28 protein-coding genes and 1 pseudogene are annotated in these 25214 nt (G+C 72.0%); 14 read left to right on the forward strand and 15 right to left on the reverse strand.

Annotation, left to right across the window (positions count from 1 at the left end):
* Positions 1–59 precede the first annotated feature (59 nt).
* Together KLK06_RS41665 and KLK06_RS41670 are read left to right on the forward strand one after the other, a co-directional pair.
* Positions 60–653 carry a DUF1989 domain-containing protein gene (locus KLK06_RS41665; protein ID WP_250906831.1) on the forward strand — a complete coding sequence of 198 codons (594 nt, stop codon included), beginning with the start codon at positions 60–62 and terminating at the stop codon, positions 651–653.
* 7 nt (positions 654–660) lie between these two features.
* Positions 661–1791: a tRNA-dihydrouridine synthase gene (locus KLK06_RS41670; RefSeq protein WP_214641222.1), complete on the forward strand. Its 1131-nt coding sequence runs from the start codon at positions 661–663 to the stop codon at positions 1789–1791.
* A gap of 2 nt (positions 1792–1793) precedes the next feature.
* Here KLK06_RS41670 and KLK06_RS41675 read toward each other — a convergent pair whose 3' ends face one another.
* Positions 1794–3353, reverse strand: a complete 1560-nt coding sequence (locus KLK06_RS41675) for a PucR family transcriptional regulator (RefSeq protein ID WP_214641223.1) — start codon at positions 3351–3353, stop codon at positions 1794–1796.
* 101 nt (positions 3354–3454) lie between these two features.
* Between KLK06_RS41675 and KLK06_RS41680 the strand changes: the two genes are divergently transcribed.
* Complete coding sequence (locus KLK06_RS41680; RefSeq protein ID WP_308168693.1) at positions 3455–4306, forward strand: NAD-dependent protein deacetylase; 852 nt, start codon at positions 3455–3457, stop codon at positions 4304–4306.
* A 28-nt stretch (positions 4307–4334) separates the two neighbouring features.
* Here KLK06_RS41680 and KLK06_RS41685 read toward each other — a convergent pair whose 3' ends face one another.
* Positions 4335–4910: a TetR/AcrR family transcriptional regulator gene (locus tag KLK06_RS41685; RefSeq protein WP_214641225.1), complete on the reverse strand. Its 576-nt coding sequence runs from the start codon at positions 4908–4910 to the stop codon at positions 4335–4337.
* 74 nt (positions 4911–4984) lie between these two features.
* On the opposite strand from KLK06_RS41685, the gene KLK06_RS41690 reads away from it, so the two are divergent.
* Positions 4985–5479 (forward strand): FBP domain-containing protein, encoded by a 495-nt coding sequence (locus KLK06_RS41690; protein ID WP_214641226.1) that lies wholly within the window; start codon positions 4985–4987, stop codon positions 5477–5479.
* Positions 5480–5534: 55 nt separating this feature from the next.
* Here the strand turns inward: KLK06_RS41690 and KLK06_RS60575 are convergent, their stop codons facing one another.
* From KLK06_RS60575 to KLK06_RS41700, 3 genes and pseudogenes are all read right to left on the reverse strand, one after another.
* A complete protein-coding gene (locus tag KLK06_RS60575; protein ID WP_374197187.1) occupies positions 5535–5927 on the reverse strand; it encodes a hypothetical protein in 393 nt (130 codons plus the stop codon).
* A pseudogene (locus KLK06_RS60580) lies at positions 5902–6060 on the reverse strand (hypothetical protein); the annotation flags it as partial. The gene KLK06_RS60575 and the pseudogene KLK06_RS60580, both read right to left, overlap by 26 nt.
* Before the next feature lie 100 nt (positions 6061–6160).
* A complete protein-coding gene (locus KLK06_RS41700) occupies positions 6161–6889 on the reverse strand; it encodes a TetR/AcrR family transcriptional regulator (protein ID WP_214641228.1) in 729 nt (242 codons plus the stop codon).
* An 86-nt stretch (positions 6890–6975) separates the two neighbouring features.
* Between KLK06_RS41700 and KLK06_RS41705 the strand changes: the two genes are divergently transcribed.
* A complete protein-coding gene (locus KLK06_RS41705) occupies positions 6976–8016 on the forward strand; it encodes an amidohydrolase family protein (protein ID WP_214641229.1) in 1041 nt (346 codons plus the stop codon).
* Positions 8017–8020: 4 nt separating this feature from the next.
* Here the strand turns inward: KLK06_RS41705 and KLK06_RS41710 are convergent, their stop codons facing one another.
* The 3 genes from KLK06_RS41710 to KLK06_RS41720 form a co-directional block, all read right to left on the reverse strand.
* On the reverse strand, positions 8021–8494 hold the full coding sequence (locus KLK06_RS41710; RefSeq protein WP_250906832.1) for an HPP family protein: 474 nt from the start codon (positions 8492–8494) through the stop codon (positions 8021–8023).
* Entirely contained in the window at positions 8491–9336 is an 846-nt protein-coding gene (locus KLK06_RS41715; RefSeq protein ID WP_214641230.1) for a universal stress protein, read from the reverse strand. Before KLK06_RS41715 ends, KLK06_RS41710 begins: the two co-directional genes overlap by 4 nt.
* 118 nt (positions 9337–9454) lie before the next feature.
* Positions 9455–10402 carry an NAD(P)-dependent alcohol dehydrogenase gene (locus KLK06_RS41720; RefSeq protein WP_214641352.1) on the reverse strand — a complete coding sequence of 316 codons (948 nt, stop codon included), beginning with the start codon at positions 10400–10402 and terminating at the stop codon, positions 9455–9457.
* A gap of 156 nt (positions 10403–10558) precedes the next feature.
* On the opposite strand from KLK06_RS41720, the gene KLK06_RS41725 reads away from it, so the two are divergent.
* From KLK06_RS41725 to KLK06_RS41750, 6 genes are all read left to right on the forward strand, one after another.
* Complete coding sequence (locus tag KLK06_RS41725; RefSeq protein WP_250906833.1) at positions 10559–11176, forward strand: TetR/AcrR family transcriptional regulator; 618 nt, start codon at positions 10559–10561, stop codon at positions 11174–11176.
* A gap of 101 nt (positions 11177–11277) precedes the next feature.
* The gene (locus KLK06_RS41730) at positions 11278–11601 is read left to right on the forward strand and encodes a hypothetical protein (RefSeq protein WP_214641232.1); all 324 of its coding nucleotides are present in this window, start codon (positions 11278–11280) and stop codon (positions 11599–11601) included.
* Positions 11602–11676: 75 nt separating this feature from the next.
* Positions 11677–12843, forward strand: coding sequence for an alpha/beta hydrolase (locus tag KLK06_RS41735; protein ID WP_308168694.1), 1167 nt, complete (start codon positions 11677–11679; stop codon positions 12841–12843).
* 24 nt (positions 12844–12867) lie between these two features.
* Entirely contained in the window at positions 12868–13428 is a 561-nt protein-coding gene (locus KLK06_RS41740) for a GNAT family N-acetyltransferase (RefSeq protein WP_214641233.1), read from the forward strand.
* Between the two features lie 96 nt (positions 13429–13524).
* Positions 13525–14043: a SigE family RNA polymerase sigma factor gene (locus tag KLK06_RS41745; RefSeq protein ID WP_214641234.1), complete on the forward strand. Its 519-nt coding sequence runs from the start codon at positions 13525–13527 to the stop codon at positions 14041–14043.
* Positions 14040–15131 carry a hypothetical protein gene (locus tag KLK06_RS41750; RefSeq protein WP_214641235.1) on the forward strand — a complete coding sequence of 364 codons (1092 nt, stop codon included), beginning with the start codon at positions 14040–14042 and terminating at the stop codon, positions 15129–15131. Before KLK06_RS41745 ends, KLK06_RS41750 begins: the two co-directional genes overlap by 4 nt.
* A 15-nt stretch (positions 15132–15146) precedes the next feature.
* On the opposite strand, the gene KLK06_RS41755 is transcribed toward KLK06_RS41750, so the two are convergent.
* The 3 genes from KLK06_RS41755 to KLK06_RS41765 are packed head-to-tail and all read right to left on the reverse strand — an operon-like array spanning position 15147 to position 18390.
* Positions 15147–15923, reverse strand: a complete 777-nt coding sequence (locus KLK06_RS41755; protein ID WP_214641236.1) for an ABC transporter permease — start codon at positions 15921–15923, stop codon at positions 15147–15149.
* Positions 15920–17464: an ABC transporter permease subunit gene (locus KLK06_RS41760; RefSeq protein ID WP_214641237.1), complete on the reverse strand. Its 1545-nt coding sequence runs from the start codon at positions 17462–17464 to the stop codon at positions 15920–15922. The genes KLK06_RS41755 and KLK06_RS41760 overlap by 4 nt, the downstream gene beginning before the upstream one ends.
* Positions 17461–18390, reverse strand: a complete 930-nt coding sequence (locus tag KLK06_RS41765; RefSeq protein ID WP_214641238.1) for an ATP-binding cassette domain-containing protein — start codon at positions 18388–18390, stop codon at positions 17461–17463. The genes KLK06_RS41760 and KLK06_RS41765 overlap by 4 nt, the downstream gene beginning before the upstream one ends.
* Before the next feature lie 109 nt (positions 18391–18499).
* Between KLK06_RS41765 and KLK06_RS41770 the strand changes: the two genes are divergently transcribed.
* Together KLK06_RS41770 and KLK06_RS41775 are read left to right on the forward strand one after the other, a co-directional pair.
* Positions 18500–19684 carry a cell wall metabolism sensor histidine kinase WalK gene (locus tag KLK06_RS41770; RefSeq protein ID WP_214641239.1) on the forward strand — a complete coding sequence of 395 codons (1185 nt, stop codon included), beginning with the start codon at positions 18500–18502 and terminating at the stop codon, positions 19682–19684.
* Positions 19681–20337: a response regulator transcription factor gene (locus KLK06_RS41775; RefSeq protein WP_214641240.1), complete on the forward strand. Its 657-nt coding sequence runs from the start codon at positions 19681–19683 to the stop codon at positions 20335–20337. The genes KLK06_RS41770 and KLK06_RS41775 overlap by 4 nt, the downstream gene beginning before the upstream one ends.
* Positions 20338–20345: 8 nt before the next feature.
* Here KLK06_RS41775 and KLK06_RS41780 read toward each other — a convergent pair whose 3' ends face one another.
* The 4 genes from KLK06_RS41780 to KLK06_RS41795 all read right to left on the reverse strand — a co-directional run bounded on the left by KLK06_RS41780 (position 20346) and on the right by KLK06_RS41795 (position 23111).
* Complete coding sequence (locus tag KLK06_RS41780) at positions 20346–20951, reverse strand: TetR/AcrR family transcriptional regulator (RefSeq protein ID WP_308168695.1); 606 nt, start codon at positions 20949–20951, stop codon at positions 20346–20348.
* A 67-nt stretch (positions 20952–21018) separates the two neighbouring features.
* Positions 21019–21876 (reverse strand): hypothetical protein, encoded by an 858-nt coding sequence (locus KLK06_RS41785; RefSeq protein ID WP_214641241.1) that lies wholly within the window; start codon positions 21874–21876, stop codon positions 21019–21021.
* Complete coding sequence (locus KLK06_RS41790) at positions 21873–22184, reverse strand: PadR family transcriptional regulator (protein ID WP_214641355.1); 312 nt, start codon at positions 22182–22184, stop codon at positions 21873–21875. The genes KLK06_RS41785 and KLK06_RS41790 overlap by 4 nt, the downstream gene beginning before the upstream one ends.
* Before the next feature lie 48 nt (positions 22185–22232).
* Complete coding sequence (locus KLK06_RS41795) at positions 22233–23111, reverse strand: alpha/beta fold hydrolase (protein ID WP_214641242.1); 879 nt, start codon at positions 23109–23111, stop codon at positions 22233–22235.
* 93 nt (positions 23112–23204) lie between these two features.
* Between KLK06_RS41795 and KLK06_RS41800 the strand changes: the two genes are divergently transcribed.
* The gene (locus KLK06_RS41800) at positions 23205–25178 is read left to right on the forward strand and encodes a BTAD domain-containing putative transcriptional regulator (protein WP_214641356.1); all 1974 of its coding nucleotides are present in this window, start codon (positions 23205–23207) and stop codon (positions 25176–25178) included.
* Positions 25179–25214 lie beyond the last annotated feature (36 nt).

The following is a 25214-nucleotide window of genomic DNA, read 5'->3' on the forward strand; positions in this document are numbered from 1 at the left end:
TCCGGATGCCGTAGCAATCTCCATGGTCCGGCTCGTGTCCCGGTTGGTTGGCTGTGGGCATGCGAGTCATCGTGCCCGCCACCGAAGGACGGGCGGTAAGGGTCGGCGCCGGCCGGCGCGTACGCGTCACGGACCTCGAAGGAGGCCAGGTCGGCGACGTGTTCGCGGTCGCCGCGGACGACGTCGACGAGCACCTCAGCGCGTCGCACACGCGGGCCGCCACCAGCCGCCTGTTCCCGGTGGCCGGCGAGCAGTTCGTCACCAGCCGGCGCAGGCCCATCCTCACCCTGGTGGAGGACACCTCCCCCGGCTGTCACGACATGCTCATCGCGGCCTGCGACGCGGAGCGCTATCGCGCCCTGGGCGTGCCCGGCCACGCCTCGTGCGCGGACAACCTGCGTACGAGCCTGGCCGCGCTCGGCCTGTCCGTGCCGGTCATCCCGCAGCCCGTCAACGTGTTCATGCGGATCCCGGTGGCCGGCGACGGCCGGCTGAGCTGGCTGAGCTCGATCAGCCGTCCCGGTGACGCGATCACGTTCGAGGCGGCGATGGACTGCGTTCTCGTGGTCTCGGCCTGCCCGCAGGACCTGGTGGGGATCAACGGGCACCACCCGACGGCGTTGGCGACCGACCTGCTCACATCAGAGAAATGAGTGAACGATGAACGACCTTCTGCACCCCGCTCTGCGCCCGGAGCGCATCGGCGGTCTCAGCCTGGCCAACCGGCTGGCGGTCTCCCCCATGACCAGGGTGTCCGCCGCCGCCGACGGCACGCCGACCGGCGAGATGGCCGGCTACTACGCGGAGTACGCCCGCGGCGGCTTCTCCCTCGTCGTGACCGAGGGAACCTACACCGACACCTGGCACAGCCAGGGGTACGCCAACCAGCCCGGCATCGTCACCGACGGCCACGAGGCCGCCTGGCGGGAGATCGCCGGCCAGGTGCGCGCGGCCGGCGCGGCCTTCGTCCTCCAGCTCATGCACGCCGGAGCGCTGTCGCAGGGCAACCGCTACCGCGACGACACCGTCGCCCCGTCGGCCGTCCGGCCGCGCGGCGAGAAGATGCCCGAATACGGCGGGCACGGCCCGTGGCCCACGCCCCGGGCGATGGACCAGGACGACATCGACCGCGCGGTGCGGGGCTTCGTGGCCGCGGCCGTCCGCGCCAGGCGGGCCGGCTTCGACGGGGTCGAGGTGCACGGCGCCAACGGCTACCTGGTCGACCAGTTCCTGACCGACTACACCAACAGGCGCGACGACCGCTACGGCGGCGCGGTCGCCCACCGGGTACGGCTGGCGGCGGAGATCGTCTCCGCCATCCGCGCGGAGCTCAGCCCGGACTTCTGCGTGGGCATCCGGCTGTCGCAGGGCAAGGTCAACGACTTCACGCACCGATGGGCGGGCGGCTCCAGGGACGCCGAGACCATCTTCGCCGCGCTCGCCGAGGCAGGCGCGAGCTACCTGCACATCGCCAGCGAAGGCCGGGACTGGGTGGAGACGGCGACCCTGGACGGAGCGATGACGATCACGGGCCTGGCCCGGAAGGTCACCGGGCTGCCCGTGCTGGCCAACGGCGGCATGCACGACCCGGCCCAGGCGGCCACGGTGCTGGAGGATGGCCACGCCGACGTCCTGGCCGTCGGCCGGGGGGCACTCGCCAACCCGGACTTCCCGCGACGCCTGGCCCAAGGGCTGCCCATGACGCGCTTCGATGACCAGATGCTCCAGCCAATGGCGACACTGAGCAACGCCCGCCAGTGGCGGCGGGGCACCGAGGCGACCGCCACCTGAGCTCAGTCCATCGCGTCGATGGTCAGCGCCAGGAACAGGTCCACCCGGTCCTCGGTGCGGCCCACGTCCCGGCCGGTGAGCTCGGTGATCTTGGCCAGCCGGTTGCGCAGCGTGTTGACGTGGACGTGCAGCGCTCCGGCCGTCGCCCCCCACTGCCCATCGTGATCGAGGAACGTCCGTAGCGTCAGCTCGAGCTCACCGCCCCGCCGCGCGTCATGGTTCTTCATCGGCCCGAGGAGCTCGCCGGCGAACTGCCGCGAAGTCTCCACGTCGAGCGATCCAAGGAGCAACCGGTGCGTCCCCAGCTCGGCGAAGGCCCGTACGGAAGGTCCCGTGGAGGTGCGCCGCAGCACGCGGCAGGCCTCCCTGGACTGCAGGAGCCGGGGTCGCAGCTCGGCCGCCTGAGAGGCGATGCCGCTCAGCCCCGCGACCGGGCGGAGGCCGGGAAAGCGCCGCTCGACGCCGCGCACCAGGCGCTGGGCGAGCAGCGGCAGCTCGCGTTCGGGATGGCGCCAGGGCAGCACGGCGACGACGTCCTGCGTGCCGCCGGCGACGACCGCCGGCACGCCTTCGGCCGCGAAGAACTCCCCGATCACCTCGGCGAGCCCGTGCATCGTGGCGGCCTCGCCCTGCGCGAACGCCACGGCGCACACGGCCAGCGGGCCGCCCGGATCGACGCCGAAGGCGCGCAGCCGGCCGGGGACCTCCGTGGCGCGCCGGCCGCCCGAAAGGATCATCTCCAGGAGCTCGCTCGCGAAGCGCATCTCGATCGCCTGGACCGCCTGCTGCTTGGCGACCTCCAGGCTCAGGAACCGGGCCGTCTGCTCCAGCGCCTCCCGCTCGTCCGCCGCGAGCTCGCGCAAGGGGCGCAGGCAGATGAGGGCCGCGTCGATGTCGCCGACGGCGCCCACCGGGAACAGCGCCACGCGTCCGGCGTCCCCCAGGTCCACCTCCAGGGCCGGTGGATGCCTGGCCAGCCCCGCGGCCACGGCGTGGAGTTGGTCCGCTGCGAGGTCGGCGCCGGCCACCGCGAGCGAGCGAGCCATCCTGTCGACCACCGCGAGTGGCAGGTCGTGGTCGCGCCGCAGGACGTCGAGCACACCGGAGGCGCCGGCGCCCCGGGAGATCGCCGTGGCCAGGGCGTCTCCCCGGCGCACCATGCCGACCAGCGACTGCTTGCGCTCTTCGGCCAGCAGGTCGGCGACGGCCGCCGAGACCGCCGTGAACGGCACCGCGATGGAGATCTCCAGCAGCGGCAGCTCCTCCTCGCGGCAGGCCTCGACCAGCGCGGGCGGAGTGGCGGGCAGCTCGGCGCGCAGGCCGAACACGATGCCGCCGGCCCCGGCCTTCTTGACGTGGCGGACGAACTGCGCCGGATGCACCCGGTCGAGCCACACGCCGTTCGTCAGCACGAGCTCGCCTTCCCGTACGTAGGCCGACGGGTCGGGCAGCTCGGTGTTGTGCACCCAGGCGATGGGCTCGTCCAGCGCGCCCGGACGGCCCGGCACCAGCACGCCGAGTTCGAGCGAGGAGCGATCGACCAGGGATTGGAGCGTGAACACGATGTGACTCTATACAGCAGAGAGCTGTTTTCATGAAACTTCGTCCACCGCTTCTTGAGCCGGTGCGCGGATCGGCGTGGCGCGTCGGGCACCATGGTGCTGTGACCGAAAGTGCGGGAGGCCGCGGGAGTGTGCTCGGCCGTTCTCCGCTCGCGTCGCTGGCCGAGTTGGTGGCCGGGGGCGGCGTGGCGGTGCTCAGCGGGGCGGGGCTGTCGACGGAGTCGGGGATCCCTGACTACCGGGGGCCGACGGGCCGGGCCCGGCGGGCGGAGCCCATGACGTACCAGCGGTTCGTCGGCAGCGCGGAGGCGCGGCGGCGCTACTGGGCGCGCAGTCACGTCGGGTGGCGGCAGATCGGCCTGGCCGCGCCCAACGCGGGGCATCGGGCGGTGGCCGAGTTGGAGCGGCGTGGGCTCATCGAGGGGATCGTCACCCAGAACGTGGACGGCCTGCACCAGGCGGCCGGCGCGCGGCGGGTGATCGAGTTGCACGGCGGGCTCGACCGGGTCGTGTGCCTGACCTGCCGGGAGCGGACCCCCCGTACGGAGCTGGAGGACCGCCTGCGCTCAGCCAATCCCGGTTGGGAGGCGAGCGGGCAGATCAACCCTGACGGTGACGCCGTGCTCGCCGACGAGCAGGTCGAGCGGTTTCGGGTGGTGGACTGCGCGACGTGCGGCGGGCTGCTCAAGCCCGACGTGGTGTTCTTCGGCGAGAACGTGCCCAGGACCCGGGTGGACGAGTGCTTCGCGCTCGTCGCGGGGGCGCGGACGCTGCTGATCCTCGGATCGTCGCTGACGGTCCGATCCGGTCTGCGGTTCGTCACCAAGGCCGCCGCGCTCGGCATCCCGATCGCCATCGTGAACCAGGGGCCGACCGGCGGTGACGCCGAAGCCGTGCTCACCCTGGACGCACCCCTCGGCGCGACACTGACCCACCTCGCCGCCCAGCTCTGAAACACCCGGCGAACGCGGCCCAGGACGGTCACACGTCAGCCGGCGGCCAGTTTCTGAGAACGGAGTCGAGGGCGTCCAGGGCCCTGGACCACGAGGCATCCGCGTCGCGCGGGTGGTGGCTGAACCCGCCCGCCCTCTCCAGACTCACATAGCCGTGGAACGTGCTGTGCAGCAGTCGTACCGCGTCTGTCTGGTCGGGCTCCTGGAGCTCATAGGCGCGCAGTATCGCCCGCGTCATCTCCGCGTGCCGGCGCGCGGGGCCGGCGGCCGCCGACTCCGGGTCGAGCTCGATCTGCGCCGCGGCGTACCTGCCCGGATGCTCCTTCGCATAGTCCCGGTACGCGCCCGCGAAGGCTGCCAGCGCGTCCTTGCCCGCGCGGCCGGCCAGTGCGGCGGCGACCCTGTCGGCGAGCTCCGTCAGGGCCAGTGCCGCCAGCCTCATCCTCAGGTCCTGCGCGTTCTTGATGTGGGAGTACAGGCTCGGGTCCGTGACGCCGAATCTGCGCGCGAGCGCCGAGACGGTCACGTTCTCGAAGCCGACCTCGTCGGCCAGTTCCGCCGCCGCCTGGGTCAGGCGTTCGGCGGTCACCCCCGCGCGTGCCATGTGCCGCCCTCCTCGCTTACCTAGAGGTATTAAGTATTTGCATAATACTCCTAGGGAAGCTAGTTTCCCCACCTATGAGAGTGGTTTCCGAGAGCGACATCCGCGCGTCAATGGTCAATTGCACCAAGGGCGAGGCGAAGCGGCTGGCCGTGCCCAGGGATCTGGCCGCGCGGCCGTGGGACGACCTGGACTTCCTCGGGTGGCAGGACCCCGCCTCACCGGAACGGGCCTATCTGGTCGCCGAGTCCGGCGACGGGTTCGTGGGGGTGGCGCTGCGCCGGGCCACGCCGCATGCCGGGCATGTAAGGCGCAGCATGTGCTCGTTCTGCCTGACCATGCACACGGGAGACGGCGTATCGCTGATGACCGCACGCAGAGCGGGACGGACCGGACAGCAGGGCAACTCGGTGGGCGCCTACATCTGCACCGATCTGGCCTGCTCGCTCTACCTGCGCGGGAAGAAGGAGGTCGGGCCCGGCGGGCGGCTTCACGAGTCGCTCACGCTGGAGGAGCAGATCGAGCGGACCGCGGCCAACCTGGCCGGGTTCCTGGACAAGGTGGTCGGGTGACCACGCGAAAGACCCATGGCCACCCGTTCGCCTCGCCGGCGCGGCCGGAGGCGAGTCAGGCCGCGTCGGTACGTGGCGAAAGCTTCGAAGGCTGCTCGTGTGCGGCCAGGTCGAGCAGGACCATCGCGTCGTGCTCAGGGGTACCGGGTTCGGCGTAGTACGCGACCAGGCGGTGCCCCGGGGTGCCCTCGAGCTGCATGGACTGGTAGCCGAGCGTGAGGTCGCCGACGTCGGGGTGGTGGAAGGTCTTGAGGCCGTGGGAGTGCGCCTTGACGTCGTAGCGCTCCCACAGGCGCGCGAACTCCGGGCTCTTGAGCATGAGCTCGCCGATGAGTTCGGCCAGGTCGGGGGCGTCCGGGTCGATGCCGGCCAGGGCGCGCCTCTTTGCCGCGTTCCAGCCGGATGTAGTAGTCGATGCTGACCCCGGCGAGAGTGGCCAGCTCCTCACGGCGCAGCCCGGGCGTGCGGCGCAGGCCGGGACCGACCTTGAGACCGGCCTCTTCGGGAGTCACCTGGGTACGGCGGGCGCGCAGGAAACACCCCAGCTCGGTGCCGCCGCCGCTGTGCTGCTCACTCGTCATGCCTTCAGTCTTACAGGGCCATGACCTGCGGGGCAGGAGTGGGAGGGGCCCTGTCGCACCCCCATACGCGCGCGATCTCCGTATGGGCACCGGGCTCGAGCTACCCGTCGGCGGCCAGGCGGTCGAGCCATTCGCCGAGGAGGTGCCGCTCCGCGCCGCTCAGCGCGGTCTGCTCGGGCAGTGCGGCACGCAAGGCTCGGGCCGCGCCGGCCGGGCCCGCGTCCTGCACGGCGGGCTTCTCGTTGGTTACGGCCGTGACCATCGACTCCCGCATGGCGGTCAGCAGGGCCGGGTCGCGTTGATCGGCGGGCAGTGACAGCCAGGTGAGCACGGCGCCGCGCGCCGTCGCGTGGATGAGGGCGGCCGCGAGCCGTTCGTCGACGCGCAGCCAGCCGCCGGCGGCGAGGCGCCGGATGCGCCCCAGCAGGATCTCCATGCCGGCCTGGAAAGCGGCCGACGTCGTGCCGCGTCTGGGCTCGCCGTACATGAGCACGTACAGCGCGGGGTTGGCGAGGCCGAACTCGACGGCGAGGTCCCAGCCCGCGCGCAGATCCTCGATCGGGTCGGACGGGTGGGGATCGACGCGCTTGGCCGCCAGGAACGTGACGTAGCCGTGCTCGGCCACCGCCTCGAGCAGCGCGTCCATGTCGGCGAAGTGGCGATAGATCGCCGGGGGCTGCAACCCGGCCGCCGCCGCGACCGCGCGGGTGGTGACCGCGTCGCGGCCCTCACGCGCGAGCAGGTCCGCGGCGGCCTCGATCACGCGCCGGCGAATGAGCTCGCGCCCGCCGGCCGCGGAAGTCACGTCGTCCTTCGTCCCACGAGGCATGAATCAATGATACGGCCATCGCTGTACTGCCGCTAGTATCACTGATACCGTTCAAGTGTTGCCAATGGAAACGCAGGGAGCATGGAATGTCAGCGAAAATGCGTATCGTCGGGCTCGAGGAACACGTCGCCTTGCCGGTAGTGCTCGACGCCTGGACGCGGGCGGGGGTGCCGCAGATTCCGCAGCTCGGCTACGGCGATGAGCCGATCGCGCGGCGGCTGCGCGACGTCTCCGATCGGCGCCTGGCCGACATGGACGATCAGGGCGTGGACGTCGCGGTGCTGTCCCTGGCCACACCGGGCGTACAGAACCTCGCGGCGGCGGACGCCGTGAGCGTCGCGCGCGCGGCCAACGACGCGCTCGCCGAGGTCGTCGCCGGTAACCCGGAGCGGCTCCAGGCGCTCGCGGCCATCCCGACGCCGGCGCCCGAAGCCGCCGTCGAGGAGCTGGAACGCGCGGTCACGCGGCTCGGCTTCCGCGGCGCGATGCTGTACGGGCGCACCGGGGACAGGCTGGCCGACGCGCCGGAGTTCGACGACCTCTACGCGGCCGCCGCGCGGCTCCGGGTACCCCTGCACTTCCACCCGCAGACCCCCGCGCAGCCGGTCCTGGACGCGTACTACTCGGGGCTGGGCGGCGTCGGCATGGGGCTGGCCACCGCGGGGCTGGGCTGGTACTACGACCTGGGCGTCCAGTACCTACGGATGATCTTCTCCGGGGTGTTCGACCGCCACCCCGAGCTGCAGGTGATCGCCGGGCACTGGGGCGAGGTCATCCTCTTCTACCTCGACCACACGGGCATCCTGGCGCACAACGCGAAGCTGGAGCGGCCCCTGGCCGACTACTTCCGCCAGAACTTCTGGGTAGCGGGCAGCGGCACGGTGAGCGAGCGCTACCTGCGGTGGACCGCGGAGGTCGTCGGGACCGAACGCATGCTGTACTCCACCGACTACCCCTACACCTACGGCACGCGGCCCGGCGGCTTCCCGTACCTCGACACCAGCGGCGGGGTCGCGCGGTCCTTCCTGGAGCGAGCGCCGTTCACCGAGGAGCAGAAGGCCGCGATCGGGTCCGGCAACTGGGAGCGGCTCACCGGGCATGTCGCAGCGGCGCGCAGGCAGCACTGAGGACTCAGCTCCGCGTCGGTATGACGGGCTCGAGGTGGAACATGCCGGTCACCACCTCGCCGTGCTCCTTCGGGTGCTGGGTACGGCCCGCCACCGCCAGCACGACATCGCGGGCGGTGATCATCCCGACCAGTCCCCGGTCGGACACCACGGGTACGGCGTCACAGCCGGCGTCGGTCATGACGGCCGCGACCCGGGTCAACAGGTCGTCCGGCTGCACGCGCGGCCTGCGTTCGCCGGCCAGCAGCTCGCCCACCCGGCGGTTCGACTGTTCCTGCGGACCGCCCGACCAGGACGCCGCCAGTTGCTCGCGCGACAGGATGCCCAGGACGTGCTGCCCCTCGACCACTGGAAGATGGCGTACGTCGGCGCGGCGCATCAGTTCCCAGGCCATCAGCGGCGACTCATCCGCCTTGACCGCCACCAGGATGCGGCTCATCACCCGCTCGGCGGTCAGCGACTCGATGCTCAGGTTCATGGCCCCTCCTGACGGGGCCGTACGACCGCGACCGGGCAGGTCACATGGTGCAGCACGGCGTGACCGACCGAGCCGAGCACCGCCGAGGCGAAGCCGCCCAGCCCCCGCGACCCGACCACGACCAGGTCGGCCGTGGCCGCGGCCCTGATCAGGGCGCCGGCCGGGTCGTCGCACAGGTGCTCGTCGGTGATCTCGACATCCGGGTTCTTCTCCCGCCAAGGCACCACCCGCTCGCCCGCCGCATGGACCTCCTGCTGGAAGGCCTTCTCCAGCACGCTGTCGTAGGCGGCCGCGTACGGCGAGAAGACCGGCGGCCGCCAGGCGTACAGGACGTGCAGCCGCGTATGGCACGCGCGGGCCTGCTCGATGGCGTACTGCATGGCCGCCTCGGAATGCGCCGACCCGTCGTAGCCGACGACGATCCGGCCGTACTCCTCCCGCCTGGCCCCGCGTACGATCACCACCGGACCCCGCGCATGGCCCGCGACGGCCATGCTGACCGAGCCGAGCACCATACCCTCGAAACCGCCGAGCCCCCGGCTGCCCAGCACCAGGCTGTCAGCCGACGCGGACTCGCCGATCAGCTCGTCGATCACGTTCCCCGCGCGCAGGTCCGTCGTCACCTCGACCTCACCGGCCAGCTCGCGCGCCCGATCGGCGGCGGCCTCCAGCGCGCCCGCGCAGTACTCCGTGCTGAAGTCACCGACTCCGTGCGGCCACTGCTCACAGATGTGCACGATCCGCAGATCCAGCCCCCGACGCCGCGCGTCGGCGGCGGCCCACTCCGCCGCCGCCGTCGCCGGCGCGGAGCCGTCCACCCCGGCCACGATCCGTGCGTTCATCACCGGTCTCCCTTCACAAGCTCGCCCTCCACCTCCAGCCTCGCCGAACAGGCGCCCGGCCACCGGAGGACGAAGTCCCGAATTCGGGTGCCATTGGTCCCAAGGGGGATCCGCTCTGTCACACGATCTGGATGATGTGCTTTCCGCGTACGCCACCGGCCTCCAAGGCGCGGTGGGCCGCGGCGATGTCGGCGAGGGGGTGGACGGTGTCGACGACGGGGCGGAGGTCGCCGTTCTCGGTGTGCCGGGTCAGCTCGGCGAACAGCTCGTGCCGGGGGTTGCCGCTGAAGAAACGCACCCGCCGGGAGCCGTGGACGGTCGAGGCGAGGACGTAGGAGAGGCTGGCCAGGACGTTCTCGATGTCGAAGGCGATGGCCACCATGCGTCCGCCCGGAGCCAGCAGCCCGCGGTAGACGGAGTGCTGGGTGCCGACGGTGTCCATGATGACGTCGAACCTGCCCAGCTCCGACGGGTGGGCCGTCCGGTAGTCGAGCACCTCGTCGGCACCCAGCCCGTGGACGAAGTCCAGGTTCTTCGAACCCGCCAGAGCGGTCACGTGAGCGCCGAGGAGCTTGCCGATCTGGACCGCGACGCTGCCGACCCCGCCGCTGGCGCCGCGGACCAGAAGGCGTTCGCCGGGCTTGAGCCGGGCTTTGGCGCGCAGGGCGGTGATCGCGGTCGTTCCGCCCGCCGGGAGGGAGACCGCCTGCACCGGAGTGAGGTTGGCGGGGGCGAGGGAGATCTGCCGTGGGTGGACGGCCACGTACTCCGCCGCGCTGCCGAACCGCCGCGGCAGGCTGCCCCACACCCGTTCCCCTTCCCGTGGTCCGGTCACCGAGGAGCCGACCTCGGCGATCTCGCCGGCGAAGTCGATCCCGGTGCGCTGGGGGAAGCGGCGCCCGGTCACCAGCCGCATTCGCCCGGCCCGGCCGTGCAGCTCGCCGCCGTTGACGCTGGCCGCGTGGACGCGGACCAGCACCTGGTCGGGCTTGACGGCCGGCACGGGGACCTTGCCCTCGTACAGCACCTCCGGGGGCCCGTACCGGTCGTAGAGGGCCGCGCGCATCTCGTTCACGATCTCGTCCTGTTCTGTCACCGGAGCCGCGAGCAAAGGGATGTTCCGCTCGCTCGCCCAAGCTAAGGCGTTAAACGGATGACACATTCCATTTACGGTAAAGTGAGAGATATGCCTGCTCAGCTCTCTCAAAAGCCCCCTGCGGCCATGCGTGCCGACGCGAGGCACAACCGCGAGCGCATCCTCCGAGCCGCCCGCGAGGCGTACGCCGTCCGGGGAATCGACGTGCCCGTCACCACGATCGCCCGCCGGGCCGGCGTGGCCGCGGCCACCCTCTACCGGCACTTCCCCACCCGCGCCGCGCTCATCAATGAGGCCTTCGCCGAACAGTTCGCCCACTGCGTCGCGGCCCTCGACGAGGCGCTGGCGGACCCCGATCCCTGGCGCGGCTTCTGCTCCGTCATCGAAAAGGTGTGCGCCATGCAGGCCACCGACCGGGGCTTCACCGGTGCGTTCCTCACCCAGTTCCCCGACGCCATCGACTATGACAGCGAACGCACCCGCGCCGAGGATGGCATCGCCGAGCTGGTACGGCGTGCCAAAGACACCGGGCAGTTGCGCGAGGACTTCGACCCCACCGACATCACCCTCCTGCTCCTCGCCAACTGCGGCGTCGTCGAAGGGTCCCAGCAGGTCTCGCCGGCCGCGTCCCGGCGCCTGGTCACCTACCTCCTGCAGTCCTTCCGGGCCGGCCACGCCGAACCCCTGGCGCCGCCCGCACCGCTGGAACTGCACCAGATCCATCAGCCCGCGCGCCGCCACTAGCTCAGGCGCCCCTATCCCCCCAGATCAAGGGGGATGTGGGAGACCAGGAAGCTGCCGACGATGGGAGGGAGCCGAACGGGCTCGTCCAGAAAGGGGTCCCCATGTCCACGGAAGCCGTCGGCGTCATCCCCACCATCGAAGCCGACACCGACCCGCCCGCCACAGCCACCGACTGGGCCAACGGCCGGAACGTCCTGTTCAGCGCCGGCGGCGAGGTCATCCTCCGGGCCGCGCTGGCCGGTGTCACACCATTCACCCCGGTCACCGTGTCGATCACGGAGGTCGACGCCAACGGTCACCCCTTCATCGGCGGCGCCCGTATGACCGTGCACAACGTGCGCGCCTTCGAGGGCGGCGTCGACACCCGGGTCAGCATCGAGTTCAACGGGGCGCTGCGGGTCAGACTCAGCTATCTCTGGTCCTGAACCCCACCTGCCGTCGCCTCCCCCGGCGCGGCAGACTGGTGTCTGGCAACACGCTGCGCTTCATCTGGAGAAATCGTGACGGACCTTCATCTCGTGGTCGTCACCGGCCCGCGGCTCGTCGCCGACCCGGGGCTGCTCCGGCAGATCGTGGCGACCGAATGCGACGCGCTCGGGCTGCCCGGCCGTCTGGAGGCCGCCGCCGACGGCGAGGCACTGGGGAAACTGCTCCTCGACGGCGGCCTTGACGACACCTGCGCGATCGTGGCGCTGCCGGGAGCCGACCCCGCCGGCCGGTCGATGCTCACGCGGCCCGGATCCCACACCTCCCGGACCGTGTGGTACGACGTGAGCGACACCGGGCCGGCCGAGGTCGCCGCCGGCTCCGTTCACCTGTTCGGCCGTGGGATCGGGGGGCTGACCTGGGCGATCCGGCACGCCATACACCGGCTGCGCCACCCGGCGCGCAGGATCTCCTACGGCCCGCACGCCGACCAGTGGGCCGAGCTCCGCCTGCCGGCCGATCATGACGCCCGGCCGCTGCCGGTCGCCGTTCTGCTGCACGGCGGATACTGGCGCTCGATCTGGGGCGCCGACCTGATGGACGCGCTGAGCATCGATCTGGCCGGGCGCGGCTACGCCGCCTGGAACCTCGAATACCGCCGCCCGGACCGGCATGGCTGGGACGCGACCACCGCGGACGTCGCCACCGGATTCGCCGCGCTGGCCACCGCGGCCCGCGAGCACCCGCTCGACCTCGGCCGGACCGCGGTGATCGGCCACTCGGCGGGCGGGCAGCTCGCCCTGCGACTGGCCGCCGACGTGGCCGGGATCGGCGGGCAGCTCGCCCCGCGGCCGGCCACCGACGTGGCCGGGATCGCGCTGGCGGTCTCGCTGGCCGGGGTGCTGGACCTCGGCGAAGGCGCCCTGCGGCGGATCAGCTCGGGCGCCGTCCCGGCTGCCCTGGGCGGCGCTCCGGAGGAGATTCCCGAGGTGTACGCGGCCTCTGACCCGCTGACCCGGCTCCCGCTGGGCGTGCCGCAGTTGATCGTGCAAGGGCTGGACGACGACCTCGACCTCGTCGACTTCAACCGCCGCTACGCCGCCAGGGGGCAGCGGGCCGGCGACGAGCTGGTCCATGTCGAGCAGCGAGGCGACCACTTCGCCGTCATCGACCCCGCCTCCGACATCTGGCGGGCGACCGCCGCCCGCCTATCCCGTGAGAAGATCCGTGGCGATATGTGATGGTTTCGATGGCGGAAGAGGGCCATGTACGCGATATCCCTGGGTGACGACGGCGCGGAGTTGCGGCCGCTTGAGCCGTGGCAGGCCGAGGAGTTCCTGACCCACATCGATCGGGGACGGGAGTTCATCGGGCAGTACGTCGCGATGCCGGACGCGGTCACGGACCTGGAGTCGAGCCGCTCGTTCCTGCGGGCGTACGCGGAGAAGGCCGCGGCCGACGCCGGGCGGATCCACGGCATCTGGGCGGACGGCACGCTGGTCGGCGGAGTCATCTTCCGGACGATGGACCTCGAGCACGGCACCGCGGAGGCGGGCTGCTGGCTGGAGCCGTCGGCGGCGGGCAAGGGCCTGGTGACCAGGGCCATCCGCGTGATCATCGACTGGGCCATCGAGGAGCGGGGCATCCACCGCGTGGAATGGCAGGTCTCGGCGGCGAATGCGGCCAGCATCGCGGTGGCCCGGCGGCTCGGGATGACCAAGGACGGCGTGCTGCGGGAGAGCTACTCGTACCGGGGGAAGCGGCACGACATCGAGGTCTGGTCGGTGCTCGCGCCGGAGTGGCGGGCGGGCCGCCCGGCGTCTTAGAGGCTCAGCGCTAGAGGCCGTAGCTGGCGAAAAACGAGGAGGGACTGCAACCTTTCGCCCGACGCATCGCGTTGGCATGAGCGAGAGGAGATCACATTGGATCGTCACGTCGGCTTCCGCGAGTTCGTACTCGCCCGCGAGCAAGCGCTGATGCGGAACGCGTACCTGCTCACGGGAGACGCCCACCTCGCCGAGGACCTGCTGCAGAGCGTCCTCATCAAGGTTCTCGGGCAGTGGTCCAAGCTGTCCAAAGGCGGCAACCCCGAGGCCTACACGCGCAAGGCACTGGTCAACCAGTACATCTCCTGGAGGCGCCGGCCACGTCGCGAGTCACCGAGCGCCGACCCGCCCGAGCACGGCGTCTCCTACGACGGAGCCGCGCTCGACCGGATCGTGCTGCGCCAGGCGCTGGCCAAGTTGACGCCCAAGCAGCGTGCCGTGATCGTGCTGCGTTTCTGGGAGGACCTCACCGAGGCGCAGACGGCCGAGGTGCTCGGCTGCGCGGTCGGCACCGTGAAAAGCCAGGCCCATCACGCGCTGGCCCGCCTGCGCATGGTCGCGCCCGAGTTGGCGCATCTGCTGTCCGATTCCGAGATCGAGGAGGTGATCCGATGACGAGGCTGCGTGAGGCGCTGAACGACCTCGCTGACGAGGCTCCCATGGTGAGCCTGGTCAACGGGGCCATCGCGGGCCACCGGCGCAGGCAGCGCACCACCCGGGCGGTGGCCGCGGTCGCCGCCGTCGGGGTGCTGCTGGGTGTGGGGATCACCGCCGCGACGCTGCCGTGGTCGTGGGCCGACCGCACGGCCACGCCGCGGGCCACCGACACGGTGCCCGACCTGCCCGACGGCAAGGTGGGGTTGATCGGCAGCGCGTACCAGACATCCTGCGAGGTCGACGCGCAGCGGCGAATCGACTGCGGCACCGTCGAGTGGCGGGTGGTCACCCGCGCCGGCACGACCTACCGGGTGCCGCAGGCGCTCGCCAACACCACCAAGCTGCGGCGCGTACCCATCGCGATCAGCCGGGACGGGCGCAAGCTCGCCTACTACAGCCATCAGGCCCAGGCGCATGTGGTCCGCGACCTGATGACCGGATCCGAGGTGACCTCCCCGGTCAAGGTGAAGGAGGAACGGATCGGCATCGGCTCCATGCTCGTGGTCTCCGACGACGGCCGCTACCTGTCCTTCGACCCGCGTGAGGGAAGCAAGGAGCCCGGGCTGCTGATCGACATGCAGACGGGCAAGACGGTGCCGGTGCCCGGCAAGTACGAGCCGGTCAGCGTCAAGGGCGGCGTCGCCGAGCTGGTCCGGTACATCAAGACCGACTTGTGGCTGATGCCCGTCACCGGCGGAGGCGCGCCGGTGCGCTTCCATGGCACGTTCATCATGTTCAGCGAGCTCGCCCCGGACGGCCATACGGTGGCCGCCATCGAGTTTCGGGACATGAAGAAGCGCACGCTCACCCTTCTCGACGCCAAGAGCGGGCGGACCCTGCGGAAGGTGGCCATCCGCGGCCTGCCGAAGACCGGCGCCATCGCCGGCACCTCGATCTGGGAGAGCGGATCCGAGGTCACCATCGCCACCCGAGACAAGAGTTCCATGATCACCTACGCCGTCGATGTCCGCACGGGGCAGAGCCGGCAGTTGGCCCGCCACCCCGGCAAGTCCTTGCAAGTGGCCTTGCCGGGCGCCGCAGGTTAGTCGCCGGTTGGGAGGTCACGCGTCGCGCAGCCGTAGCAGCAGCCCGCCGCCCAGGAGCGCGGCGGCGGCCCAGGCGGCGAGTACGCCGAGCCCCGCCCATGGGCTGAGGGGCAGGGTGGACAGGTGGGTGGTGGCCTGGATGGCGAGCCCGGCGTTCATCGGCGAGAGCTGCCAGAGGAGCTTCTGCCAGACCGGGTCGGCGATCATGAAGGGCAGGATCGAGAGGATGTAGAGCAGGCCGAGCACGGCTCCGATGGCCGTCGCCGAGTCCCGTACGGCGGCGGCGATGCCGAGGCTGAGCAGGGCGATCAGCGCGAGGTAGAGGACCGAGCCGAAGGCGGCGCGCAGCATCGGCCCTTCGGCCAGGGACAGCATCGGGGTGCCGGGGCCGCGGGTGAAGCCGTTGTCGAGCAGGATCCGCCGCCCGACCATCATCGAGGCGAGCACGGAGACGGTGCCCGCGGCCAGCGTCAGCCCGGTGACGACGGCCGCCTTGGCGGCCAGGACGGTGACCCGGCGCGGCATCGCCGCCAGCGTGGTGCGGATCATGCCGGTGCTGTATTCGCCGCTGATCGCCAGTACGGCCAGGATGGCGACCATCGCCTGGCCTACCTGGACCCCGAAAAGACTGATCTTGGCCGGGTCGTAGTTACAACCGGCCGACGTGCAGGACACGGCGGCGGCCGCCACGACGCTCACGGTGACGGTGAGCGTGATGAGCCCGGCCAGCAGCCAGCCGGTGCCCGCCACGGTACGGAGTTTCGTCCACTCCGCATACAGCTGTTGTCTCATGCGTCCCTCCGACGGAGTTGGAAGATGGCCAGGCCGAGAGCCAGCGCGGCGTATCCGCAGAGCACGGCGAGGCCGGCCCAGGGTGCCAGCGGGTAGTAGCCGGCCGACGGGGCGTAGTTGCCGAGCACGTGCGCGTACTCGGGAATGCTCTGCTGGATCGCGAAGCCGGCGGCCGGGGTGAGCCGCAGCAGCCACTGCGCCGCGCTCGCGGGCAGGACGGAGGCGGTCGCGAGGATGTAGGGGACGACGATCACCACGATGGCGACGATGACCGCGGCGACGCTGCGCCGGAACAGCGTGCCCACGGCGAGGGCGAGGACGGCGGCGGCCGCGAACAGCACCGCCGTGCCGACGATGACGCGCAGTTCGGTGAACACGGTCACCGGGAGGATGTAGTTGCCGTTGGCGCGCAGGACCTGCTCACCGAACGCCACCGCGGCCGTGGTGGCGGCCAGTCCGGCGACGAAGGTGACCAGGCCGATCGCGAGGGCCTTGGCCGCGAGCGTCCGGCCGCGCCGCGGCCCGGCGAGCAGGGTGGTGCGGATCAGGCCGCGCCGGTATTCGGCGGTGATGAACATGACCGCCACCACGATCACCACGATCAGCCCGGTCAGCACGCCGGTGAGGGTGTTCTCGATCTGCTGGCCGTCCGACAGGGGCGCGATGTCGCCGACCCCGGTCACGGTGTACGTGCTGCCGGACTCCTTGAACCCGCCCGGATGGTGCGCCGACCCATCGGGATTCAGGGTGACTCCGACATCGTCGGGCCGCCACGTGCCGCCGCCGACCGGCCCCTGGAGGCTGACCTGGTCGAAGACCGCGGTGGCCTCGGCGAAGCGCGATGCCGCGCTGGACCCGCCGAAATCGCCCGGCGTCACCGTCAGATCGCCGGGAGAGGCGGAGAAGAGCCCGACCTGCACCGCGGCCGGCAGCCCGGTCAGGTGCGCGGTGCCGACCTTGGTCCACTGCCGGCCGTCGGCGGACTCGTAGCCGGTGAGCTCCTCGCCGGAGCGGGTCAGCCGCAGCCAGCGCGGGGACTGCTTCGAGACGCCGCCCGGGCTGCCGGCCACATCCTGGGTGAAGTTGTGCTGCATCCGCACCCCGTGCTTACCGGTGACCATCACCGCCGCGTAGGCGGAGCCCTGCTTCATGCTCTCCTTGATCATGATTCCGGCCTTCGCCCACGGCACGACCCCGGAGATGACGCGCCGGTTCCCCGGGGTGAGGTCGGGCAGGCGGATCTGGCCGGTCATGGAGGTCACGCGGACGGTGATGCTGCCGTCCCCCTCCAGCGGCCGGTGGACGAAGTAGAACTTGTCCTCCACCGCTTCGCCGCCCGGCCCCACCGGGACCGCGGGGCATACACCGTCGCACGACTGGTGGCTGCCCGAGGCGGACAGCAGTCCGAGCAGGACGGTGACCAGCGCCGCGGCCGCCGTGGCGACCACCCAGCCGCGGACCGTCCGGAACTTGGTCCATTCGGCGCGCAGCAGCAGCGCGAAGCCGCCACGCACGGCCCGGTGCGGGGCGGTGGCGCTCATCGTGCCGCCTCCTGCCCGGCGGCGCGGAACTCGACGGCGTCCCGGGTCAGCTCCATGTACGCCTCCTCGAGCGTCGCGCGATGCGCCGACACCTCCGAGAACGGCACGGCGTACCGGTTGAGGAGCGACACGATGTGCTCGCCCGCCAGGCCGATCACGGTCAGGGTGTCGCGGCCGGTGGCGGTCACGGTGGCGCCGGCGTGCGTGAGCGCCGCCATCGCCGCAGGCGGCGCCGAGGTACGCAGGGTGACCCGGCCGCCGGAGGCGGTCGCGATCAGGCCGGCCACGCTGGTGTCGGCGACCACCCGGCCGCGGCCCACCACCACGAGGTGGTCGGCGGTGTCCTCAAGTTCGCTCATCAGATGGCTGGAGACCAGGACGGCGCGCCCCTCGGCGGCCAGCGACCGCAGGAAACCGCGCATCCAGATGATGCCCTCGGGATCGAGGCCGTTGGAGGGTTCGTCGAGCATGAGCACCGGCGGGTCACCGAGCAGCGCCGCGGCGATGCCGAGCCGCTGCCGCATGCCCAGGGAGAAGCCGCCCGCCTTGCGCTGGGCCGCCGAGCCGAGCCCGACCTGCTCGATCACCTCATCGACGCGGCCGGCGCCCAGGCCCTGGGAGTGGGCCAGCCACAGCAGGTGGTTGCGGGCGGTGCGGCTGGGCTGCAGGGCCGAGGCGTCCAGCAGCGCGCCGACGTGATGCAGCGGCCTGCGCAGGCTGGTGTACGGCCGCCCGCCCACCAGCGCGGTGCCCTCGTCGGCCGTGTCCAGGCCGAGGATCACCCGCATCGTGGTGGACTTGCCCGCGCCGTTGGGGCCGACGAAACCGGTGACCTGCCCCGGCGTCACGGTGAAGGACATCCCGTCCAGCGCCATGGTGTGACCGAACCGCTTACGCAGCCCGGCGACTTCGATGGTTGCTTGCATGGGTTCGGTTCTACGGAGGTGGCCATAACGTGGGCCGAACGGAGGCTGTCATGTCGTTGTTAGGTCCGGCGCGGCATCCTGGAGGCCGGTATGGAACGGGAGAGGATCGATGAGGAAGCTGCGACGCCTGGCACTGGCCGACCGCACCGTACGACTGCGCTTCACCGCCCTGTACGGTGCCCTGTTCCTGCTGTCCGGCGTCGGGCTGCTGGTCATCACCAACCTCGTGGGCCTCGGGTCGCGGATCAGCTCCCCCGCCCAGATTCCGCCGGGCGAGCCGCTGACGCTCGGGACCGCCCAGGAGCTCATCGGCCGGCTCCAGACCCAGCTGTCGGAGATCGAAGCGCTCCAGGCGCGCCAGCTCCTGATCGGCTCGGCGGTCGCGCTCGCCGTCATGGCCGTGGTGTCGGTCGTGCTGGGCCGGATCGTCGCGGGCCGGGTGCTGCGCCCGCTGCGGACGATCACCGCGACCACGCGGCGGATCTCCGCCGACAACCTGCACGAGCGGCTGGCCGCGCCGGGCCCCGACGACGAGGTGAAGGACCTGGCCGACACCATCGACGGGCTGCTGGAGCGCTTGGAGGGCTCCTTCGCCGCGCAGCGCCGCTTCGTCGCCAACGCCTCCCACGAGCTGCGCACCCCGCTGGCGACCATGCGGGCCTCGCTGGACGTGGCCGTGGCCAAGCCGGAGCCCGTACCGGCGCAGACGATCGCGCTGGCCGGCCGGATCCGCACCGAACTCGACCAGGTGGACCGGCTTCTGGAAGGCTTCCTCATGCTCGCCCGCACCCAGCACGGCGCCCTGTCCGACCGGGCGAGGCTCTCGCTCGGCCGGGTGGTGGCCGCGGCCCTGATCGCCCGGGCCGCCGACATCACGGCCAAGAACCTGACCGTCCACGACGACGACGTCCATGACGGCGCCTGGACGCAAGGCAGCCGGACACTCCTGACCCGCATGGCCGACAACGTGATCGACAACGCGATCACCCACAACCACGACGGCGGCTGGATCCGGCTGACCACCACGGCCGACGGCGCGACCGCGCTGCTGGTGGTGGAGACGGGCGGTCCGGTGCTCGATCAGGAGCAGGTCGCGCGGCTGGCCCAGCCGTTCCAGCGGCTCGGCACGGACCGGACCGGCTCCAGCAACGGCTCCGGGCTGGGGCTGTCGATCGTCGCGGCCATCGCCGCGGCCCACGGCGGCGGCCTGGACCTGCGTGCCCGGCCCGAGGGCGGCCTCCGGGTCGCCATCTCCCTGCCTCTGGCATCCGCGCGGGCGGGGGTCGCGGCGTGAGGGTGCTGGTGGTCGAGGACGCGCGCTCCCTCGCCGCCGTCCTGGTCGAGGGCCTGGGTGATCAGGGCATGGCCGTGGACGTGGCGTACGACGGGCTGGAGGCGGCGGCCAAACTCGACCTCAACACCTACGACGTGGTCGTGCTCGACCGGGACCTGCCGGGGATCCACGGCGACACCCTCTGCCAGATGATCACCGAACGCGACGACCGCGTCATGGTCCTCATGCTGACCGCGGCCGGCGCGCCCGGCGACCGGGTCAGCGGCCTGACCCTGGGCGCCGACGACTACCTCGCCAAGCCGTTCCACTTCCCCGAACTGGTCCTGCGCATCCGCTCCCTGGCCCGCCGCCGGCCCGCCGCCCGCGCCCGCGTCCTGCGCGCGGCGGGCCTCGAACTCGACCCCCTGCGCCGTACGGCCACCCGCGACGGCAACCGGCTCGACCTGTCGGTCAAGGAGTTCGCCCTCCTCGAAGCCCTCCTGCGCGCCACCCCGGCCTTCCTCAGCACCGAGGACCTGCTGGAACAGGTGTGGGACGAGCACGCCGACCCGTTCACCAACACCGTGACCGTCACCATCGGCCGCCTGCGCCGCAAACTCGGCAACCCCCCGATCATCACCACCACCCCCGGCGTGGGTTACCGCATCGGTTAGGCGTCGCTTCACCCTTGGGAGCCGTCGGCGGACAGGGAGTCCAGCCAGCCGACCAGGCGGGCGCACTGCCGCGTCATGATGTCGGGGTCGCGCAGGGCGTTGGCCAGCAACGACATGCCCTGGTAGGCGCCCACCAGGGTCAGGGCGAGCCCGTCGGGATCAGGCAGCCCGAGCTCGCGGAACTGGCGTTCGGCCCAGTCCAGCAGCACCCGGATGGCCTTGCCCGCCGCCACGTCCAGGCCGCCCTCGGTGCGCTTGTCCAGCTCGGCGGCCAGCGTCCCGGTCGGGCAGCCGTAGCGGGCCGCGAGCTCGCGCTGACCGGCCCATGCCTCCACGAGCCCCTTGAGCCGCTCCCTCGGGTCGCCAAGATTGTCCAGGTGGCCGGTGAGCAGGCCCAGTTGCCGGACGTGCTCGGTGAGCGCGGCCGCGACCAGATCGTCCTTGGTCTTGAAGTAGTAGTACACGTTGCCCACCGGGACGTCGGCGGCGTGGGCGATGTCGGCGATGGTGGTGCGTTCCGCGCCCTGCTGGTGCACGACCCGGGCGGCGGCGGCCATCAGCCGCTGCCGCTTGGCGGACGCGGCCTGCACCCGGGAGTTTTTCGAGTCAGTCACCTAACTAACTATAGGCGCTGGGCGGCAAGGTCCACCCCCTGCCGCGCAGACAGGTGCGGGACCGCTGTCAGATCCTGCGTCTGGTACGGCGGGCCGCCACCGCCGAAGCGACCACCAGCAGGGTGAGCAGCCCCCAGTAGGCGAAGCCCTTCCTGCCGTGCGCGGGCAGGTTCTCCGCCAAATAGGCCAGGCCCGGGATCATATAGATGGCGGCGGCGAGAGACCACCTGGCGTCCTTGGCCGCCACGGTGGCCCAGAGCACGGCGCTCAGCGCCAGCACCTCCACGCCCGAGCGGAACAGCAACCAGGGCAGTTCCTCCTCGAAGGAGAAGTCCACGAACTGCAGCATCCAGCAGGACACCGGGATGAGCAGCCACAACCACGACCGCGCGGGCAGCGCCTTCCCACGCCGTCCTATGGCGAGGATGGCCAGCCCGGCCACGATCACCACGTGGGGGACCACGTTCGACGTCTCGACGTAGGCCGGCCCGAAACGGGGGACGCCCATCCGGGCCGCGAGGCCGCTGGCCTGGACGACGGCCACGATCGCGAGCGGCAGCGCCAGCCGCAGCCAGCCTCGGGTGAGCGCCACCAGCAGCAGGATCGCGAGCGCGATCCAGATCGGCCGGATCAGGTGGGGCAGGACGTCGACCTTCATGGCGTAGGTGGTCGTCGCCACGGCCAGCACACCGAGATGCAGGCCGTCCACCCACCAGGGCGCGCGGGACCTGGCGTCTCTGGCGTGGGCGGCGAAGCCGCCGGCCAGGAGCGGGAGCGCTTCGCGGATCGCCGGCCGGCGGGTCTCCGGGTCGGCTGCCTCCATCAGCGTGCTGAGGAGTTCCTCGCCGTGCTGCTCCCGGTAGGTCCGGGGATAGGCCCTCAGCAGGCGGCGGTAGCGTTGTTCGAGCGTGGCGGAGTCGTTCACGTGCCCATCACCATGATCTGGCTGGTCACGACGGCCGCGGCGCTCTGGAGCCGCACGGCCTCCGCGCGCACCGCGGCGGTGCCCTCTTCGGTGATCCGGTAGTAGCGTCTGGCCCGCCCGTCGACGATCTCCTCGCGGTCGATCACCACCAGTCCGGCCTCGGCGAGCCGATCGAGCGCGCCGTACAGGGTGCCGACGGCGAGCTTCATGCGTCCCGAGGACTGCTCGCCCGCGCGCTTGATGATCCCGTAGCCGTGGAGCGGCTTCTCCAGCAGTGCGGCGAGGATGAAATACGTCGCCTCTGTCATCTTGGTCACGCGGACAGCATATATCGAGCGTCGAAATATATCGGCCGTTTAGCGGAGGAGGAGGTCGCGGAGGACCTTGGTGATGTCGGCGGGGGCTTCTTCGGCCATGAAGTGACCGCAGGTGACCGTGTCATGTCGCAGGTCGGGCGCCCAGGCGCGCCACCGGGCGGCCGCGTCGAAGCCGAGGGCGGCGCCCCAGTCCTGCTGGACCACGGTGACCGGCATCCGCAGCCGGTGGCCGGCGTCCCGGTCGGCCTGGTCGTGGATGACGTCGATGCCGGCGGAGGCGCGGTAGTCGGCCACGATCGAGGGGACCGCGTCGCGGCAGGCGGCCAGGTAGGCGGCCCGGACCTCGGCGGGGATCGCCCGCGGGTCGGTGGCCCAGATGTCGAGGAAGTGGCCGAAGAAGGCGTCCGAGCCGGCGGCGATCAGCTTCTCGGGCAGGCCCGGCGGCTGGGCCATCAGGTAGAGGTGGAAGCCGACGGCGGCACTGGTGCCGTGCATCACGTCCCACATGTCCAGGGTCGGCAGGACGTCGAGGCAGGCCAGGTGCGTGATCGCCTCGGGGTGATCGAGGGCGGCGCGGAAGGCGACCAGGGCGCCGCGGTCGTGCCCGGCCAGCGCGAAGCGCTCATGTCCCAGCGCGCGGGCCAGGGCGACGACGTCGGCGGCCATGGTCCGCTTGGCGTAGGTGGTGCCGTCGGTCTCGGCGGGTTTGTCGCTGGCGCCGTAGCCGCGCAGGTCGGGGCAGATCACGGTGTGGTCGGCCGCGAGGTCGGCGGCGACGTGCCGCCACATCAGGTGGGTCTGCGGGAAGCCGTGCAGCAGTACGATCGGCGTGCCCGAGCCGGCGACGGCCGCGTTCAGGGCCACGCCGTCGGCGACGGGGACGCGCCGGTAGTCGAAGCCGGCGATGGCAGGCGTCATGGTCGAGCCCTTTCCGTAGGTGAGCGGGTGTCCCCAGACTGCCGGGCGCCGATGAGCATCGGATGAGCGCGCTATAGCGTGGCCGGGGTGGCGATGACGCGGAAGGTGTTCGGGGTGCTGGGGCCGGTGACGGCCTGGGACGAAGCCGGGGGCGCGATCGCCTTGAAGGGGCCGCGGCACCGCGCGGTGCTGGCCCGGCTGATCGTCGCCCGCCGCCGCGTCGTCCCGGTCTCCCGCCTGGTCGAGGACCTGTGGCTCGATCCGCCGCCAGGCGCGGTGGGTGCGGTGCGCACCTTCGTGGCCGCGCTGCGCCGCGCGCTGGAGCCCGAGCGCCCGCCGCGCACCGCCGCCCGGCTGCTGGTCACCGAGGGGCCGGGGTACGCCCTGCGCACCGAGCCGGACGCGGTGGACGCCTGGCGGTTCGAGCAGGCGGTGGCCGCGACGCTGCCGCCCGAAGGTGTGCTCGCCCGGCTGGAGGAGGCGCTGGGATGGTGGCGCGGGCCCGCTTACGCCGAGTTCGCCGAGGAGGACTGGGCCCGGGCGGAGCGTTCCCGCCTGGCGGAGCTGCGGCTGCAGGCGGTGGAACGCCGGGCCGAGGCACGCCTGGCCCTGGGCCTCGCCGCCGAGGCGGTGCCGGATCTGGACGCGCACGTGGCCGAGCATCCCTGGCGCGAGGACGCGTGGCGGCTGCTGGCCCTCGCGCTGTACCGTACCGGCCGCCAGGGTGACGCGCTGGCGGTGCTGCGCCGGGCACGTACGCTCCTGGTCGAGCAGCTTGGGGTGGATCCGGGCCCGGCACTGCGCGGCCTGGAGACCGACATCCTGCACCAGTCCGGCCACCTCGACCCGGCCGGTGCGGCGGGCCGGGTGTGGGCGCAGACGGCCGCCGCCTATGACCGGACCGTGGCATCCGGCGCCCGGGCGCGGCTGGAGTCGACGGTGGGCCTGCTGCGTAATCTGGCGGTGACCGGCGGCGGCGGTCTGGAGGCGGCCCGCCGGTATCGCGTGGCGGCCGTCGCCGCAGCGGAGGAACTGGGCGACGCGGAGCTGACCGCCCGCGTGATCGGCGCGTACGACGTACCGGCGATCTGGACCCGCTCGGACGACCCGGAACAGGCGGCCCAGATCGTGGCGGCGGCCGAACGCGCCCTGACCGCCCTCCCACCCGCCGCGCACCAGGCGGCGCGGGCCCGGCTGCTGGCCACGATCGCCCTGGAGTCGCGCGGCACCCGCGCGGAACGCGGACCTCAGGCAGCAGGGCAGGCGGAGGAGATCGCCCGCCGCCTGGACGATCCGGCGCTGCTGGCGTTCGCGCTCAACGGCGTGTTCATGCAGACCTTCCACCGGGCGGGTCTGGCGCCGCGCCGGGACGAGCTCGGCGCCGAGCTGGTCGCCCTGTCCACCCGGCATGGCCTGGTCACCTTCGAGGTGCTCGGGCACCTCATCCGCCTCCAAGCCCGCAGCGCGCTCGCCGACTTCCCCGGCGCCGACGAGCACGCGGCCGCCGCCGACCGCCTGGCCGAACGGCACGAACTGCCGCTGGTGGGCGTGTTCGCCCAGTGGTACCGGGCACTGCGGCTCGCCGCCACCGAGCGGGCGCCGGTGGCGGAGGCGGTGGAGGCGGTGGAGGCGGCCTACCGGGACGCCGCCGCGCGGCTGGACGGCGCCGGCATGCCCGGGCTGCAGTCCGGGCTGTTGCCGCTCGCGCTGCTGTGCCTGCGTCTGCGGCACGCACGGCCCGCCCAGGCCGACGAGGGCATCGACTGGGGGCCCTACGAGCCGTGGACCCGTCCCCTGGTGCTGCTGGCCCAAGACCGCCCGGGCGAGGCCGCGGCGGCACTGCGCCTGATACCGGAACCGCCCCGCGACCTGCTGTACGAGGCGCTGTGGTGCCTCACCGCGCGGGCGGCCATCGCCGTCGGCGACCGGGAGACGATGGAACGGGCCTACACCGAACTTCTCCCCGCGGCGGCGGAACTGGCGGGGGCGGGCAGCGGCCTGCTCACCCTGGGCCCGGTCTCCGAACACCTCGACGACCTCACCACCGCCCTCCGCCGCCCCCTGTGAGCTCGCACCACACGCCCAACGCGCTTGGGGATGGCG

The organism is Nonomuraea sp. NEAU-A123, from assembly GCF_018603905.1.
Taxonomy (GTDB): Bacteria; Actinomycetota; Actinomycetes; order Streptosporangiales; family Streptosporangiaceae; genus Nonomuraea.

Excerpts from the sequence above, each read along its gene's own strand:
- KLK06_RS41670 (WP_214641222.1), top strand. The coding sequence starts at position 661 with ATGAACGACCTTCTGCACCCCGCTCTGCGCCCGGAGCGCATCGGCGGT.
- KLK06_RS41790 (WP_214641355.1), bottom strand. The coding sequence starts at position 22,184 with ATGACAGAGGCGACGTATTTCATCCTCGCCGCACTGCTGGAGAAGCCG.
- KLK06_RS41765 (WP_214641238.1), bottom strand. The coding sequence starts at position 18,390 with ATGCAAGCAACCATCGAAGTCGCCGGGCTGCGTAAGCGGTTCGGTCAC.
- KLK06_RS41740 (WP_214641233.1), top strand. The coding sequence starts at position 12,868 with ATGTACGCGATATCCCTGGGTGACGACGGCGCGGAGTTGCGGCCGCTT.
- KLK06_RS41800 (WP_214641356.1), top strand. The coding sequence starts at position 23,205 with ATGACGCGGAAGGTGTTCGGGGTGCTGGGGCCGGTGACGGCCTGGGAC.
- KLK06_RS41755 (WP_214641236.1), bottom strand. The coding sequence starts at position 15,923 with ATGAGACAACAGCTGTATGCGGAGTGGACGAAACTCCGTACCGTGGCG.
- KLK06_RS41705 (WP_214641229.1), top strand. The coding sequence starts at position 6,976 with ATGTCAGCGAAAATGCGTATCGTCGGGCTCGAGGAACACGTCGCCTTG.
- KLK06_RS41760 (WP_214641237.1), bottom strand. The coding sequence starts at position 17,464 with ATGAGCGCCACCGCCCCGCACCGGGCCGTGCGTGGCGGCTTCGCGCTG.
- KLK06_RS41730 (WP_214641232.1), top strand. The coding sequence starts at position 11,278 with ATGTCCACGGAAGCCGTCGGCGTCATCCCCACCATCGAAGCCGACACC.
- KLK06_RS41770 (WP_214641239.1), top strand. The coding sequence starts at position 18,500 with ATGAGGAAGCTGCGACGCCTGGCACTGGCCGACCGCACCGTACGACTG.
- KLK06_RS41700 (WP_214641228.1), bottom strand. The coding sequence starts at position 6,889 with ATGCCTCGTGGGACGAAGGACGACGTGACTTCCGCGGCCGGCGGGCGC.
- KLK06_RS41710 (WP_250906832.1), bottom strand. The coding sequence starts at position 8,494 with ATGAACCTGAGCATCGAGTCGCTGACCGCCGAGCGGGTGATGAGCCGC.
- KLK06_RS41720 (WP_214641352.1), bottom strand. The coding sequence starts at position 10,402 with ATGCGCGCGGCCCTCTACGACCGGTACGGGCCCCCGGAGGTGCTGTAC.
- KLK06_RS41685 (WP_214641225.1), bottom strand. The coding sequence starts at position 4,910 with ATGGCACGCGCGGGGGTGACCGCCGAACGCCTGACCCAGGCGGCGGCG.
- KLK06_RS41750 (WP_214641235.1), top strand. The coding sequence starts at position 14,040 with ATGACGAGGCTGCGTGAGGCGCTGAACGACCTCGCTGACGAGGCTCCC.
- KLK06_RS41795 (WP_214641242.1), bottom strand. The coding sequence starts at position 23,111 with ATGACGCCTGCCATCGCCGGCTTCGACTACCGGCGCGTCCCCGTCGCC.
- KLK06_RS41690 (WP_214641226.1), top strand. The coding sequence starts at position 4,985 with ATGAGAGTGGTTTCCGAGAGCGACATCCGCGCGTCAATGGTCAATTGC.
- KLK06_RS41715 (WP_214641230.1), bottom strand. The coding sequence starts at position 9,336 with ATGAACGCACGGATCGTGGCCGGGGTGGACGGCTCCGCGCCGGCGACG.
- KLK06_RS41665 (WP_250906831.1), top strand. The coding sequence starts at position 60 with ATGCGAGTCATCGTGCCCGCCACCGAAGGACGGGCGGTAAGGGTCGGC.
- KLK06_RS41725 (WP_250906833.1), top strand. The coding sequence starts at position 10,559 with ATGCGTGCCGACGCGAGGCACAACCGCGAGCGCATCCTCCGAGCCGCC.